Genomic DNA, 14,049 nt, shown 5'->3' on the forward strand with positions numbered 1-14,049 from the left:
TCATAATACCGGGGCTGGGTCGCGGCCACATGCCGAAGCGGTGCACGCAGCGTTCTTTTTCCTCCCGATCCGGATCCTGCGTGTGGTCTTCGTCCTGTTGAGTGTGGTGTGCAGCGTGCTGGTCTCGGCGCTGCTGAAGCTGGCGCCGCAGCGGCGCATCGACCTGGCCCAGGCGGTGACCTGGAACTACCTGGCGGCGCTGCTGCTGTGCGCCGCCCTGCTGCAGCCGCCGCTGGCCGCACTGGGCGATGCGCACACGCCGTGGGCGGCGCTGCTGGCGCTGGGCGTGCTGCTGCCGAGCCTGTTCCTGGTGCTGGGCCGCGCGGTGGCCAGCGCCGGCATCGTGCGCACCGACGCGGCCCAGCGGCTGTCGCTGCTGCTGTCGCTGGCGGCGGCCTTCCTCTGGTTCGGCGAACGCGCCAACGACGCCAAGCTGGCCGGCCTGGCGCTGGGCCTGCTGGCGATCGCCGGCATCGTGCAGCGGCCGCAGGCGGCCGCGCACAGCACCGCACGCACCGCGCCGTGGCTGCTGCTGGTGTGGGTCGGCTTCGCCGCGATCGACGTGCTGCTCAAGCGCATCGCCCAGGCCGGCACGCCGTTCGCCGCCTCGCTGCTGGTCGCCTTCGCGCTGGCCTTCGTGCTGCTGCTGGGCGTGCAACTGTGGCGCCACCTGCGCGGCACCGCCCCGTTGGCCTGGCGCAACCTCGGCGCCGGCCTGCTGCTGGGCGCGATCAACTTCGGCAACATCCTGTTCTACGTGCGCGCGCACCAGGCCCTGCCGGACAGCCCTGCCAGCGTGTTCGCGGCGATGAACCTGGGCGTGATCGGCCTGGGCACCCTGCTCGGCATCGCCGTGTTCGGCGAACGCACCAACCGCTGGAACCGCCTCGGCCTGCTGCTGGCGGTACCGGCGATCGTCCTGATCGCGATGGGCGCGCGCGGCTAGTCCGCAGCGCGCCTGCGTATCGACGCGCGACTTCCGAATCCACCCGCCTCAGCGCATCCAGGCTGGAGACGGACAGCCACAAATCGGGCAACGGTACCTGGATCGCGGAGAATCGCCGTGGCGCAGGCTGCCGAGCCTCAGCGCCCGCAGCCCGCTTTTACGATTCCCGATTCCCCAATCCCGATTCCCGGCTCTCAGCGCCTCCACACCGGAAACGGATCCTCCAAGCCCTGCCACACCACCGGCCCCTGCCGCAGTTCGGCATCGTCGAGCAGGCAGGCATCGAGTTCGGCACGCACCCGCGCCTCGTCCAGGCCGACGCCGATCACCGCCAGTTCCTGGCGGCGATCGCCCCACAGCGGATGCCACATCGCCCGCAGCGCCGCGTACTCGCGCGCATCGCCGACCTCCTCGGCCTGCGGCGGCGGCGCATTCCAGCACGCGGTCTGCTGGCGCTGCCAGCCGAGCTCGGTGTACGGCAGCGGCGATGGCGGCAGCGCCAGCGGCGTGTCCAGCAGGCCGCGGTCCACGCGCTCGCGCGCCGCGTACCAGAAGCCGGCGGCCTGGGTCTGGGTGGCAGCGCCGACGATGGACAGTTCGCCGACCCAGTCCATGCGGCTGGCCAGCCAGAAGAAGCCCTTGCTGCGGATCACGTCGCGCAGGCCGCGTTGCGCCAGTCGCGCGAAGCGCAGCGGATGGAACGGCCGGCGCGCGCGATAGACGAAGCTTTCGATGCCGAACTGCTCGGTCTCCGGCGCATGCTCGCCGCGCAGCGCCTGCATCCAGCCCGGCGCCAGTTGCGCGCGCACGAAGTCGAAGCGGCCGGTATCCAACACCAACTCCAGCGGCACGTCGCCACGGCTGGCCTCGACGATGCGCGCATCGCGGTTGAGCGCGCGCAGCACCGCGCGGGTGCGGTCCAGGGTGGCCGCATCGGCCAGGTCGGCCTTGCTGATGACGATCACGTCGGCGAACTCGATCTGCTCCACCAACAGGTTGACCAGCCCGCGATCGTCGTCGTCCCCGGCCTGCAGGCCGCGGTCGGCCAGGCGCTCGGCCGAGCCGAAGTCGCGCAGGAAGCTGACCCCGTCGACCACGGTGAGCATGGTGTCCAGGCGCGCGACGTCGGCCAGGCCGCGGCCGTCGGCATCGCGCACGGCGAAGGTGGCCGCCACCGGCATCGGCTCGGAGATGCCGGTGGATTCGATCAACAGGTAGTCGTAGCGCCCGCTCTCGGCCAGGCGCTGCACCTCCTGGCGCAGGTCGTCGCGCAGGGTGCAGCAGATGCAGCCGTTGCTGAATTCGACCAGGGTCTCCTCGGTGCGGCTGAGCGCGGCGCCGCCGTCGCGGATCAGCGCCGCGTCGATGTTGACCTCGCTCATGTCGTTGACGATCACCGCCACCCGGCGCCCATCGCGGTTGTGCAGCACGCGGTTGAGCAAGGTGGTCTTGCCGGCGCCAAGGAAGCCGGACAGCACGGTGACGGGGAGGCGGCGATCGGAAACGGCAGCGTTGGACATGGCGGGCATCGGCGCGGAGGCGTGGCGGGCTGGAAATGTTACTATATAACATTTGATGCATTGGAGTGGACGTCCATGAAATCCCTGCCGCAATCCTTCTTCGACGCCTCGGCGATGGTGTTGTCCGGGCTGTGCCTGCTGCACTGCCTGGCGTTGCCGTTGCTGGCCGCGGCGCTGCCGTTGTTCGGCGTCTGGGCCGAGGCCGAGTGGGTGCACGTGGTGTTCGTGGCGATCGCCGCGCCGTTGGCGGGGCTGGCGCTGTGGCGCGGGCACCGGCGCGACGCGCTGCCCTGGCCGCTGTGGACGCTGGCGGCGCTGGGCCTGCTCGGTCTGCTGGCCGGCGCCTTCGGGATTCCCGACGAGGCCAGCGAGACCGCGATGACGGTGAGCGGCAGCCTGGCGTTGGCCAGTGCGCATCTGTGGAACTGGCGCCGGCACCGGCAGCGCTGCCGGCATTGAGTCCGGGCGCACGCGCACGCTATGTCGCATGGCGCATGACGTGCGGTCGCCGAACGGCAACATGATCAAGACACGGTTTGCTGTGGCTGTCGCCTTGGCAGTTGCCGTTGCCGTTGCCGTCGCTGTTGCTGTTGCTGTTGCTGCGCCTTGGCGGTTGCCGTTGTTGTTGCTTAGCTTTGGCTCTTGTTTTTGATTTACCGGGTTCCCTTCCGAAGCGGCGGCCATCGCGGGGAAAAACCCGAAGGGCGGCGTACATGGATGTACGCCGTCCGCGGCAGGGGCAGGATGCCCCTTCCGCGGATCCCCGTGATGGACGCGGACCCGGAGCGCGTTAGCGCGGAGGGCGCGAGGCAGGGTGTGCTTTCTTTTGGTTACTTTTCTTTGCACAAGCAAAGAAAAGTAACTCGCCGCAAGGCGAAAGCTTTGCTCTTGTACTTGCTCTTGCACTTGCTGCTACTGCGGCGGCCGCTGGATTGTAGGAGCGGCTTACGCCGCGACATGCATGACCGATTACGTTGGTCGCGGCTGAAGCCGCTCCTACAGATCTTCTCGCTTGACACACAAACTTCGAGCAACAGCAAAGGCTTTCGCCCTTTCGGGCGAGTTACTTTTCTTTGCTCGCGCAAAGAAAAGTAACCAAAAGAAAGCGCGCCCTGCCTTGCGCCCTCCGCGCTGCGCGCTCCGGGTCCGCGGATGCACCGGGGATTCGCGGAAGGGGCATCCTGCCCCTGCCGCGAATCCCCGGTCCATCCGCCGCTGCGGAAGGGAACCCGGTAAGTCAAAAGCCAAAGCAACGGCAACAGCAACAGCAACAGCAACAGCAACAGCTGATGCTGCCGTACTTCTTAACCGGCGAAACACCACATCTCACAGCTTCGGTCAGCACCACGACACATCGTGCGGCCAGCGCACGATGGACAGAAGCAACGCTCAAGAGATGGCAGTGAAGCGTAAAACCGGACGCTCACCACGACCGGCCTGAAACACAGCACACCTACTTACGATAGACCGTCGTGCGCCTCGCGGAGCCTCCAGCAGGAATGTCCCGCACATCGAGGACGGGAAAAGTAGGCCGACGACCGGCTTTTCCGATTCCCCATTCCCGTCTTCCCACTCCCACCCCTACAGATCAAACCCCAGCAACAACGGATCGTGATCGGAACTACGCCACGGGCCCGGCAGATCGCGCTCGCGATAGCCGTCGCTGTCGGGCAGGTCGGCGTTGACGTGCCATTCGGCGGCGCCGCGCAACCGCGCTGCCAGCGCCGGGCTCAGCAAGGCGTGGTCGAGGCGGCCGCTGAGGCCGCGGTAGACGAAGCTGTAGGGCTGCGCGGCATGCGCCTCCTGCAGCGCGTCGCGCCAGCCGGCGTCGCGCAGCAGGCGCAGCGGGTCTTCCATCGCGTAAGCGTTGAAATCGCCCAGCAGCACACTGGATGTGCTGCCGGTGCCGGTGGGATCGCTGCGCAGCCAGGCGTCCAGGCGCCGCGCCGACTCGGTGCGGGTCGCGTTCCAGCAGCCCTGGCCGTCGCCGCGATCGGCGTCGGCGCCAGTGGCTTCGCCGCAGCCCTTCGACTTGAAGTGGTTGGCCACCACCACGAACGGGGCGCCGTTGCCGTGGCGGAAGGCCTGCGCCAGCGGCACCCGGCTGTGCTCGGCGAACGGCCCGCCTTCCAGCACCGCCGGCTTGCCGACCGGGCTCACCCGCGAGGCGCGGTAGATCAGCCCGACCCGGATCGGGTTGTCGCCGGGGCCGCGCCCGGCGTCGACGAAGCGCCAGTCGCCGCCGCCGGCATTGAGCGCGTCGACCAGGCTGGCGATCGCCGAGGTCGGCCCGTAACCGTCGTTCTCCAGTTCCATCAGTGCGGCGACGTCGGCCTGCAGCGGGCGGATCGTCGCCACCAGCTTGCGCAGCTGCGCCTGGAATTCGGCCGCCGTGCGCGCGCCACGCAGGGTCGGGAAACCGCCGCCACGGCCGTCGCCGTTGAAGAAGTTCTCCAGGTTGAAGGCGGCGATGCGCAAGGTGCCGTCGACCTGCGGCGGCGCCGGTTCCTGCGGCGGCGTCAGCTGCAGCGCCGCGGTCGGGTACAGCCGTGCCACGCCATCGATCACCCCGCCGACGATGCCCTCCACGTCCTGGACCGTGCTGCCCGCGCGCGGCGGTGCAGCGGCGCTCCCCAGATAGTCCGGAAGTTTTGCCGTTGCCGTTGCCGAAGTCGGCGTCGGCGTCGGCGTCGGCGCACCGAGCGTGCCCAGCCGCAGCCCGCGCCGCGCGTTGTCGGCCACCACCGCCGCCTGCTCTGCGCTGCCGGGCGTGGCCACTTCGCTGGGCTGCCACAGGCGTCCGCCGAAGGCCACGCCCAGTTCGCCGGTCTTGCCCAGCGCGTCGTTGTCGACCACGGTCAGTGGCGCGGCGATGCGCACGCGCATGCCGGCCAGCGCCGACCAGTCGGCCGGCGCCGCGTCGAGCACCTGCAGCGGCAAGGGCTGCGCCCGTGCCAGCACGGTATGCCCCTGCTCCAGCACGCTGCGCCCGACGAAGGCGGTGCCGGCCTTGGCCGACGCGGCGGCCTGCGGCGCCAGCTCGCCCCAGACCCGCACGCGGTCGCCCGGGGCCAGGCTGCGCTCGGCATCGCCGCGCACCAGCAGCGCGTCGGCGGTCAGCGGATCGTCGTCGCCGGCGTCCTGCACCAGGTAACCGCTGCCGCCGGCCTCCACCCGCGCGGTGACCACGCCTTCGAACACCACGCCCTGCGCCTGCGGCCCCGGGCGCAACTGCCCGATCGGCAGCAGCGTCGGCGGCGTCAGCGCCTGCGCGGCGGGGGCTGCGACCAGCAGCAACAACGACAACAACGATGGCGGCGGCATGCGCATGCGATCACTCTCCTTGTTTGCGCCGGCACGCGACGGGCGCGGAAACGAATGCGCCGCCCGAAGGCGGCGCAGTGGCGTGCGGGAGGCGCAAGGTTACTTCAGGTTGGCCAGCATCCAGTCCACGGTGGCGTGGATCTGCTCCTCGGTCAGCCCGGGATTGCCGCCCTTCGGCGGCATGATGCCGCCGTCGGGGCCGGTGTAGCCCTCGATGGCGTGCTTGTAGAGCGTCTCCTTGCCCTGCGCGATGCGCTTGTCCCAGTGCGCGTGGTCCAGCGTCGGCGCCTTGCCCACGCCGGTGGTGTGGCAGGCGGTGCACAGGTTGTTGAAGATGGTCTTGCCGTCGGTGGTGCCGCCGTAGGCCGCCTGCGCCGAGGCCTTGGCCAGCGCCGCCGCCTGTGCCGCCGCTTGCGCCGCGGCACCGGTGCTGCCGGCGTAGACCGCGCCGACCGGGGCGATGCGCTCCTCGGTGCGCTTGAGCGCCACCGGCGACACCTCCGGCGGGATGGCCCGCTGCAGGTAATGCGCGAACACGATCAGGCCGAGGGTGATCAGCACCAGCAGGCCGATCACCATCGAGAAGCGCTTGAGAAATTCGAGGTCGTAATTCCGCACATCACACCCCTTTGGCACGTGGTAATCCGGACCACCGCTACGCGACCGAGTATAGCCAGCGTTTGCGCCGCGCGGCACGCCAGGATGGCCCGGAATCGCAGGCGATGCGTGCTGCATCGCAGCAGTTCGGCGCAGGCGGCGTGCTAAGTCGCGCTCAGGCGCTGCCCACCGCGCGCAGGCAGAACCCGCACACCGCCTCGACCAGGCGCTCGCTGTCGCGCGGGCCGTCGCGGCTGGGCGCGGTCGGGCCGACCAGGGCCTCGGTGTAGGCGCCGACCAGGCACGCGGCCGCCGCCTCCAGGTCCTGCGCGGGGAACTCGCCCGCGGCCACGCCCTCGGCCAGGATGCCCTTGAACACGTCGCCGAGCAGGCGCCGGCAGCGGATGCGCTCGGCGTCCACCTCCGGCTCCACCGGCTCGGCGATGAAGGCGTAGGCCAGCCCGGGGCCGGCCAGGGCGCGGCGCACGAACGAGGCGATGGCGTCGCGCAGGCGCTGCGCGGCCGGTGCCGGCGCGGCGGCGATGGCGCGCAGGATGGTCAGCTCGTGCTCCACCGCCGCGGTCAGCACCTCCACGAACAGTTCGGCCTTGGACGGAAAATGCCGGTAGATCAGCCCGGTGGAGACCCCGGCCTCGGCCGCCACCGCGGTCACCGGGGCGCCACGGAAGCCGTCGGCGGCGATCAGCCGGCGCGCCGCCAGCAGGATGCGCTGGCGGTTGCCGGCGAGGCGTTCTTCCATCAGGGCGGAGCGTTTGTAGGCCATGGCGTGGTTCTAAGTTCAATTAATGAATTTCTGTTCACTTCTTTGCCGTTCCCGGCTACGCTGGGCGCTCTATCCCGGCGCGGGTCCGATTCTAGGCGCCGCCGGCCACCCGCCATTCCCGGAGTTGCCGCCATGCTGATGCCGTCGTTGAATTTCGAGTTGGGCGAGGAGGTCGACCTGCTGCGCGACAGCGTCGCCGCCTTCGCCGCGCGCGAGATCGCGCCGCTGGCCGAGCAGGCCGACCGCGACAACGCCTTCCCCGCGCCGCTGTGGCGCAAGCTCGGCGAACAGGGCCTGCTCGGCCTCACCGTCGAGGAAGAGTACGGCGGCAGCGCGATGGGCTACCTGGCGCACGTGGTGGCGATGGAGGAGATCTCGCGCGCCTGCGGCGCGATCGGCTTGTCCTACGGCGCGCATTCGAACCTGTGCGTGAACCAGTTGCGCAAGAACGCCAGCCCGGCGCAGAAGGCGCGCTACCTGCCGAAGCTGTGCAGCGGCGAGCACGTCGGCGCGCTGGCGATGAGCGAGCCCGGCGCCGGCTCGGACGTGGTGTCGATGAAGCTTCGCGCCGAGGCCCGCGGCGACCGCTACGTGCTCAACGGCAACAAGATGTGGATCACCAACGGCCCCGACGCCGACGTGCTGGTGGTCTACGCCAAGACCGACCCGAGCGGCGGCGCGCGCGGCATCACCGCGTTCGTGGTCGAGAAGGGCATGCCCGGCTTCAGCACCGCGCAGAAGCTGGACAAGCTGGGCATGCGCGGCTCCAACACCTGCGAACTGGTGTTCCAGGACTGCGAGGTGCCGGCCGAGAACGTGCTGGGCGAGGTCGGCGGCGGCGTGCGCGTGCTGATGTCCGGCCTGGACTACGAGCGCGTGGTGCTGTCCGGCGGGCCGCTGGGGCTGATGGCCGCGGCGCTGGACGTGGTGCTGCCCTACGTGCACGAGCGCCGCCAGTTCGGCGAGCCGATCGGCAGCTTCCAGCTGATGCAGGGCAAGCTGGCCGACATGTACGTGGGCCTCAACGCCTGCCGCGCCTACGTGTACGCGGTGGCGCGCGCCTGCGACGCCGGCCGCACCACCCGCCAGGACGCCGCCGGTGCGATCCTCTACGCCGCCGAGAAGGCGACCTGGCTGACCGGCCAGGCGATCCAGGTGCTGGGCGGCAACGGCTACATCAACGACTACCCGACCGGGCGCCTGTGGCGCGACGCCAAGCTCTACGAGATCGGCGCGGGCACCTCGGAGATCCGGCGCATGCTGATCGGCCGCGAATTGTTCGAGCGGACCAAGTGATGCCGTGCGGGTGGGGCGTCGGCCTGAAGGCCGTTCCGACGTCACCGCGTCGGGGCTGATCCCGCAAAAGGGGACAAGAGCCCCTCCCACATCAGCAGCCTTCCCTTCCTTTCTTTCCACGGCCCAGCCATGAGCGCGATCCAGACCCAGTTGCAACCCGGCAGCGACGCCTTCGCCGCCAATGCCGCCGCGCTGCGCGCGGTGGTCGACGACCTGCACGCCACCCAGGCGCGCATCGCCCTGGGCGGCAGCGAGGCCGCCCGCGCCAAGCACCAGGCGCGCGGCAAGCTGCTGGTGCGCGAACGCATCGATGCCCTGCTCGACCCGGGCAGCGCGTTCCTGGAGATCGCGCCGCTGGCGGCGCTGGGCCTGTACGACGACGAGGTACCGTGCGCCGGCGTGGTCGCCGGCATCGGCCGCGTCTCCGGCGTGGAGTGCGTGATCGTCGCCAACGACGCCACGGTCAAGGGCGGCACCTACTACCCGATCACGGTGAAGAAACACCTGCGCGCGCAGGAGATCGCCCAGCAGAACCGCCTGCCGTGCATCTATCTGGTCGACTCCGGCGGCGCGTTCCTGCCGCTGCAGGACGAGGTGTTTCCCGACCGCGACCACTTCGGCCGGATCTTCTACAACCAGGCCAACCTGTCGGCGCAGGGCATCGCCCAGATCGCCTGCGTGATGGGCTCGTGCACCGCCGGCGGCGCCTACGTGCCGGCGATGAGCGACGAGACGGTGATCGTGCGCGAGCAGGGCACCATCTTCCTCGGCGGTCCGCCGCTGGTGAAGGCCGCCACCGGCGAGGACGTCAGCGCCGAGGACCTGGGCGGCGCCGACGTGCACACGCGCATCTCCGGCGTCGCCGACCACTTCGCCGACAACGACCTGCAGGCGCTGGCGCGGGTGCGCGCGATCGTCGCCCAGCTCAACTGGCGCAAGCCGCCCCCCGCGTTGGCGCTGCGCACGCCGGAGCCGCCGCTGTATCCGGCCGAGGAACTGTACGGGGTGATCCCGGCCGACCCGCGCAAGCCGTTCGACGTGCGCGAGGTGATCGCGCGGGTGGTCGACGGCTCGCGCTTCGACGAGTTCAAGGCGCGCTACGGCACCACCTTGGTCACCGGCTTCGCGCACATCCACGGCTATCCGGTCGGCATCGTCGCCAACAACGGCATCCTGTTCTCCGAGTCGGCGCTGAAGGGCGCGCACTTCATCGAGCTGTGCGCGCAGCGCGGCATCCCGCTGGTGTTCCTGCAGAACATCACCGGCTTCATGGTCGGCCGCAAGTACGAACACGGTGGCATCGCCAAGGACGGCGCCAAGCTGGTGATGGCGGTGGCCTGCGCCAAGGTGCCCAAGTTCACGGTGGTGATCGGCGGCTCGTTCGGCGCCGGCAACTACGGCATGTGCGGGCGCGCGTATTCGCCGAACTTCCTGTGGATGTGGCCGAACGCGCGCATCGGGGTGATGGGCGGCGAGCAGGCGGCGAGCGTGCTGGCAACGGTACGCCGCGACGGCATCGCGGCCAAGGGCGGGCAGTGGTCGGACGACGAGGAGGCGGCGTTCAAGGCGCCGATCCGTGAGCAGTTCGAGCGGCAGGGCCATCCTTACTACGCCAGTGCGCGGCTGTGGGACGACGGGGTGATCGATCCGGCGCAGACGCGGCGGGTGTTGGGGCTGGGGTTGTCGGCAGCGCTGAACGCGCCGGCGGAGCCGAGCCGGTTCGGGGTGTTCCGGATGTGAGTGGGCGCATGCGCTCGCGGTGGCAGACGCGTTCGTGCCGGGATCGGCGGTGGTCACGCAGGTGGTCGCTGGCGATGCCGGCGCTAGTGTGCCCGGCTGTGGACTCCACGACCGGCTCCGCGGACGCGCTCGCTGCGACGGCCTCCGCTTTTGCTGCTGCTTTTGCTCCTGCTTTTGCTTTTGCTCCTGCTTTTGCTTTTGCTCCTGCATTTGCTCTTGCTCTGCCTTTGACTTACCGGGTCCCCTCGGCGCGGCAGCCGCGGCGGGGAAAAACCCGAAGGGCGGCGCACATGGATGTGCGCCGTTCGCGGCAGGGGCAGGATGCCCCTTCCGCGAATCCCCGTCGTGGCTGCGGACCCGGAGCGCGAAGCGCGGAGGGCGCGCTGCGGGGTGTGCTTTCTTTTGGTTACTTTTCTTTGCACAAGCAAAGAAAAGTGACTCGCCGCCAGGCGAAAGCTTTGCTCTTGCATTTGCTGCTACGGCGGTGGCCGCTGAATCGTAGGAGCGGCTTTAGCCGCGACAGCGAGAGTCCGTTCTGTCTGTCGCGGCTAAAGCCGCTCCTACAGCTCTTCTCGTCCGACAGACAAACTTCAATCAACAGCAGTAGCGACAGCAAAAGCTTTAAAGGCTTTCGCCCTTGCGGGCGAGTTACTTTTCTTTGCTCGCGCAAAGAAAAGGTAACCAAAAGAAAGCGCGCCCTGCCTCGCGCCCTCCGCGCTGCGCGCTCCGGGTCCGCGTCCAGCCCGGGGATCCGCGGAAGGGGCATCCTGCCCCTGCCGCGGACGGCGCACGTCCATGTGCGCCGCCCCTTCGGGGTTTTTCCCCGTGCTGGCCGCCGCTTCGGAAGGGAACCCGGTAAATCAAAAGCCGGAGCAACAGCCAAAGCACAATAAGAGCAACAGCAACTGCAACGACAGCGGCCGGCACCTCGCATACAGCAGCCTACGTCTCGCACAACTCCTCGCTCAGCAACCGCAACACCCCTGACCCAATTTCCAGGCACCCGACCATGGCCACCCCCGACCTGCCGACCTTCGACAAGATCCTCATCGCCAATCGCGGCGAGATCGCCTGCCGGGTGATCGCCACCTGCCGCAAGCTCGGCATCGCCACCGTGGCCGTGTACTCCGATGCCGACCGCGATGCCCGCCACGTGCGCCTGGCCGACGAGGCCGTGCACATCGGCGCCGCGCCGGCGCGCGAGAGCTACCTGCGCGGCGAGCGCATCCTCGAGGCCGCGCAACACAGCGGGGCGCAGGCCATCCATCCCGGCTACGGCTTCCTGTCCGAGAACGCCGAGTTCGCCGAGGCCTGCGCCGCGCGCGGGCTGGTGTTCATCGGGCCGCCGCCGGCGGCGATCCGCGCCATGGGCGACAAGAGTGCGGCCAAGGCGCTGATGCAGGCCGCCGGGGTGCCGCTGACGCCGGGTTACCACGGCGAGCAGCAGGATGCGGATTTCCTGCGCACACAGGCCGCGGCCATCGGCTACCCCGTGCTGATCAAGGCCAGCGCCGGTGGTGGCGGCAAGGGCATGCGCCGGGTCGATCGCGATGAGGACTTCGCCGCCGCGCTCGCCGCCTGCCAGCGCGAGGCGCAGGCCGCGTTCGGCAATGCGCACGTGCTGGTGGAGAAGTATGTGCTGCGGCCGCGGCACATCGAGATCCAGGTGTTCGGCGACACGCACGGCGAACTGGTCTACCTGTTCGAACGCGACTGCTCGGTGCAACGCCGCCACCAGAAGGTGCTGGAGGAAGCCCCCGCGCCAGGCATGGACACGGCGCGACGTGCGGCGATGGGCCAGGCCGCGGTGGAGGCGGCGCGTGCGGTGGGCTACGTCGGCGCCGGCACCGTGGAGTTCATCGTCGCGCCGGATGGTGCGTTCTACTTCATGGAAATGAATACCCGCCTGCAGGTAGAGCATCCGGTCACCGAGTGCATTACCGGCACCGACCTGGTGGAGTGGCAGTTGCGCGTAGCCGCCGGGCAGCCACTGCCGCAGCGCCAGCACGAACTGGCGATCCGCGGCCATGCGCTGGAAGCGCGGCTGTACGCCGAAGACCCGGCGCGCGGCTTCCTGCCCTCGATCGGCACGCTGCAGCACCTGCGCCTGCCCGCCGTCGATGCGCATACCCGGGTCGATGCCGGCGTCGAGCAGGGCGACGTGATCGGCCCGCACTACGATCCGATGATCGCCAAGCTGATCGTCTGGGACGTGACCCGCGAGCGCGCGCTGCGGCGCATGCAGGCGGCGCTGGCCGCCTGCCAGGTGGTCGGCGTGTCGACCAATGCCGCGTTCCTGCAACGCCTGGTCGGCACCACCGCGTTCGCGCAGGCGGACCTGGACACCGCGCTGATCGAGCGCGAGCACGCCGCCCTGTTCGACACCCCTGACCCGACCACCGACGCGCTGTGGGGCCTGGCGGCGCTGGCCTGGCAACTGCACGAGCACGCGCCAGCGGCGCAGACTGCCGATCCGCACTCGCCGTGGGATCTGCGCGACGGCTGGCGGCTGGGCGCGACGGCGCCGCGTGCGCTGACCCTGCAGCACGGCGAGACGCAACGCACGCTGCAGCTGACCGCGCATGCCGGCGGCTGGCGGATCCACGCCGCGCCGGCGCAGGACGGGCTCGAGGCGAGCGGCCGGTTGCGCGACGGGCGCCTGTCCGCGTTCCTCGGCACGCAACGGCTGCAGGCCGATGCGGTGTTCGCCGGCACGCAGATGCACCTGTTCGTCGACGGCCACGGCTATCTGTTCGAACGCCACGACCCGGTCGCCGATGCCGACCAGCCGGCGGTGGAAAGCGGCGGCCTGACCGCGCCGATGCCGGGGCGCATCGTCGCCCTGCTGGTGGCGCCCGGCACACAGGTAAGCCGGGGCACGCCGCTGCTGGTGCTGGAGGCGATGAAGATGGAGCACACCCTGCAGGCGCCGGCCGACGGCACCGTGCACGGCTTCCGCGTGCGCGAGGGCGAGTTGGTCGGCGACGGCGTGGCGCTGCTGGACTTCGAAGCGACCTGAGCGCCGATGCCCGCCAAGCCGCGGTCGCCAAGGCCGCGGCTTGGCGTCACACTCGGCGCTGGTCCATCGTCCTGCCCGTGCCATGAAACTCACCGCCCACGTTCTCGACGGCCATACCCTCGACGTGCGCCCTGCGCCGCGCGAGCGGCCGTGGATGGACCAGACCGCCGAGCGCTACGCCTACCGCTGCCTGCCGCTGGACATCGCCAATGCGCATGGCTGGGAACTGTTGTGCCAGAGCGCGTTCGAGGCCGAGTGGAACGGCGGCAACGCGCTCGACGACCTGCGCGTGCAGCCGGCGCCGGGCACGCACGCGCCGGCGGTCAGCCACTTCGGCTACGGCGTGCTGACCTTCCACGTGCCGTGCCTGTTCCGCACCGAGGCCGGCGTGGACCTGTACGTCACCGCGCCGGTGAATCGGCCCAAGGACGGCATCGCCGGGCTCACCGGGCTGATCGAGACCGACTGGAGTCCGTACACCTTCACCATGAACTGGCAGTTCACCCGGCCCGGCCGGGTCCGGTTCGAGGCCGGCGAGCCGTTCTGCCACTTCTTCCCGGTGCAGCGACGGGTGCTGGCCGAGACCGAGCCGCGCTGGCAGCCGCTGTCGCAGACGCCGGAGCTGGAGCGCGAGCACCAGGCGTGGATGCGCAGCCGTGGCCAGTTCCTGCACGACCTGGAACAGCCCGATTCCAATGCCAGCCGCGAAGGCTGGCAGCGCAGTTATTTCCGCGGACCGGCGCCGGGGCAGTGCCCGGCCGGCGTGGAGCACCGGGTGAAACTGCGGCTGGCGCCGTTCACCCGCAGCGACGACGCGGAGTGA

Annotated in this window: 11 protein-coding genes; 7 read left to right on the plus strand and 4 right to left on the minus strand. The window is 70.0% G+C overall.

Features of this window, described 5'->3' with window-relative positions:
- Nucleotides 1-82: 82 nt before the first annotated feature.
- Complete coding sequence (locus AC1PMG_RS20385; protein WP_481110053.1) at nucleotides 83-946, plus strand: EamA family transporter; 864 nt, start codon at nucleotides 83-85, stop codon at nucleotides 944-946.
- A 194-nt stretch (nucleotides 947-1,140) separates the two neighbouring features.
- Here the strand turns inward: AC1PMG_RS20385 and AC1PMG_RS20390 are convergent, their stop codons facing one another.
- Complete coding sequence (locus AC1PMG_RS20390; RefSeq protein WP_342074742.1) at nucleotides 1,141-2,466, minus strand: GTP-binding protein; 1,326 nt, start codon at nucleotides 2,464-2,466, stop codon at nucleotides 1,141-1,143.
- Nucleotides 2,467-2,541: 75 nt separating this feature from the next.
- Between AC1PMG_RS20390 and AC1PMG_RS20395 the strand changes: the two genes are divergently transcribed.
- Nucleotides 2,542-2,925 (plus strand): MerC domain-containing protein, encoded by a 384-nt coding sequence (locus AC1PMG_RS20395; protein WP_481110054.1) that lies wholly within the window; start codon nucleotides 2,542-2,544, stop codon nucleotides 2,923-2,925.
- 61 nt (nucleotides 2,926-2,986) lie between these two features.
- On the plus strand, nucleotides 2,987-3,118 hold the full coding sequence (locus tag AC1PMG_RS20400) for a hypothetical protein (RefSeq protein ID WP_481110055.1): 132 nt from the start codon (nucleotides 2,987-2,989) through the stop codon (nucleotides 3,116-3,118).
- Between the two features lie 929 nt (nucleotides 3,119-4,047).
- On the opposite strand, the gene AC1PMG_RS20405 is transcribed toward AC1PMG_RS20400, so the two are convergent.
- The 3 genes from AC1PMG_RS20405 to AC1PMG_RS20415 form a co-directional block, all read right to left on the minus strand.
- On the minus strand, nucleotides 4,048-5,796 hold the full coding sequence (locus AC1PMG_RS20405) for an ExeM/NucH family extracellular endonuclease (protein WP_481110056.1): 1,749 nt from the start codon (nucleotides 5,794-5,796) through the stop codon (nucleotides 4,048-4,050).
- A 93-nt stretch (nucleotides 5,797-5,889) separates the two neighbouring features.
- Complete coding sequence (locus AC1PMG_RS20410) at nucleotides 5,890-6,408, minus strand: c-type cytochrome (RefSeq protein ID WP_017915253.1); 519 nt, start codon at nucleotides 6,406-6,408, stop codon at nucleotides 5,890-5,892.
- Between the two features lie 154 nt (nucleotides 6,409-6,562).
- A complete protein-coding gene (locus tag AC1PMG_RS20415) occupies nucleotides 6,563-7,171 on the minus strand; it encodes a TetR/AcrR family transcriptional regulator (RefSeq protein ID WP_148829676.1) in 609 nt (202 codons plus the stop codon).
- Between the two features lie 132 nt (nucleotides 7,172-7,303).
- Here AC1PMG_RS20415 and AC1PMG_RS20420 point away from each other — a divergent pair, with 132 nt between their 5' ends.
- From AC1PMG_RS20420 to AC1PMG_RS20435, 4 genes are all read left to right on the plus strand, one after another.
- The gene (locus AC1PMG_RS20420) at nucleotides 7,304-8,467 is read left to right on the plus strand and encodes an isovaleryl-CoA dehydrogenase (RefSeq protein WP_010341368.1); all 1,164 of its coding nucleotides are present in this window, start codon (nucleotides 7,304-7,306) and stop codon (nucleotides 8,465-8,467) included.
- A gap of 129 nt (nucleotides 8,468-8,596) precedes the next feature.
- Nucleotides 8,597-10,207: a carboxyl transferase domain-containing protein gene (locus AC1PMG_RS20425; RefSeq protein WP_481110057.1), complete on the plus strand. Its 1,611-nt coding sequence runs from the start codon at nucleotides 8,597-8,599 to the stop codon at nucleotides 10,205-10,207.
- A 1,009-nt stretch (nucleotides 10,208-11,216) separates the two neighbouring features.
- Complete coding sequence (locus AC1PMG_RS20430; protein ID WP_481110058.1) at nucleotides 11,217-13,226, plus strand: acetyl/propionyl/methylcrotonyl-CoA carboxylase subunit alpha; 2,010 nt, start codon at nucleotides 11,217-11,219, stop codon at nucleotides 13,224-13,226.
- An 82-nt stretch (nucleotides 13,227-13,308) separates the two neighbouring features.
- Nucleotides 13,309-14,049, plus strand: coding sequence for a DUF6065 family protein (locus tag AC1PMG_RS20435; protein WP_481110059.1), 741 nt, complete (start codon nucleotides 13,309-13,311; stop codon nucleotides 14,047-14,049).

Source organism: Xanthomonas sp. NCPPB 2250 (genome assembly GCF_056725265.1).

Bases quoted from the DNA above. Each gene is read 5' to 3' on its own strand.
- AC1PMG_RS20390 (WP_342074742.1), bottom strand. From the start codon at position 2,466: ATGTCCAACGCTGCCGTTTCCGATCGCCGCCTCCCCGTCACCGTGCTG.
- AC1PMG_RS20395 (WP_481110054.1), top strand. From the start codon at position 2,542: ATGAAATCCCTGCCGCAATCCTTCTTCGACGCCTCGGCGATGGTGTTG.
- AC1PMG_RS20400 (WP_481110055.1), top strand. From the start codon at position 2,987: ATGATCAAGACACGGTTTGCTGTGGCTGTCGCCTTGGCAGTTGCCGTT.
- AC1PMG_RS20405 (WP_481110056.1), bottom strand. From the start codon at position 5,796: ATGCGCATGCCGCCGCCATCGTTGTTGTCGTTGTTGCTGCTGGTCGCA.
- AC1PMG_RS20415 (WP_148829676.1), bottom strand. From the start codon at position 7,171: ATGGCCTACAAACGCTCCGCCCTGATGGAAGAACGCCTCGCCGGCAAC.
- AC1PMG_RS20420 (WP_010341368.1), top strand. From the start codon at position 7,304: ATGCTGATGCCGTCGTTGAATTTCGAGTTGGGCGAGGAGGTCGACCTG.
- AC1PMG_RS20425 (WP_481110057.1), top strand. From the start codon at position 8,597: ATGAGCGCGATCCAGACCCAGTTGCAACCCGGCAGCGACGCCTTCGCC.
- AC1PMG_RS20430 (WP_481110058.1), top strand. From the start codon at position 11,217: ATGGCCACCCCCGACCTGCCGACCTTCGACAAGATCCTCATCGCCAAT.
- AC1PMG_RS20435 (WP_481110059.1), top strand. From the start codon at position 13,309: ATGAAACTCACCGCCCACGTTCTCGACGGCCATACCCTCGACGTGCGC.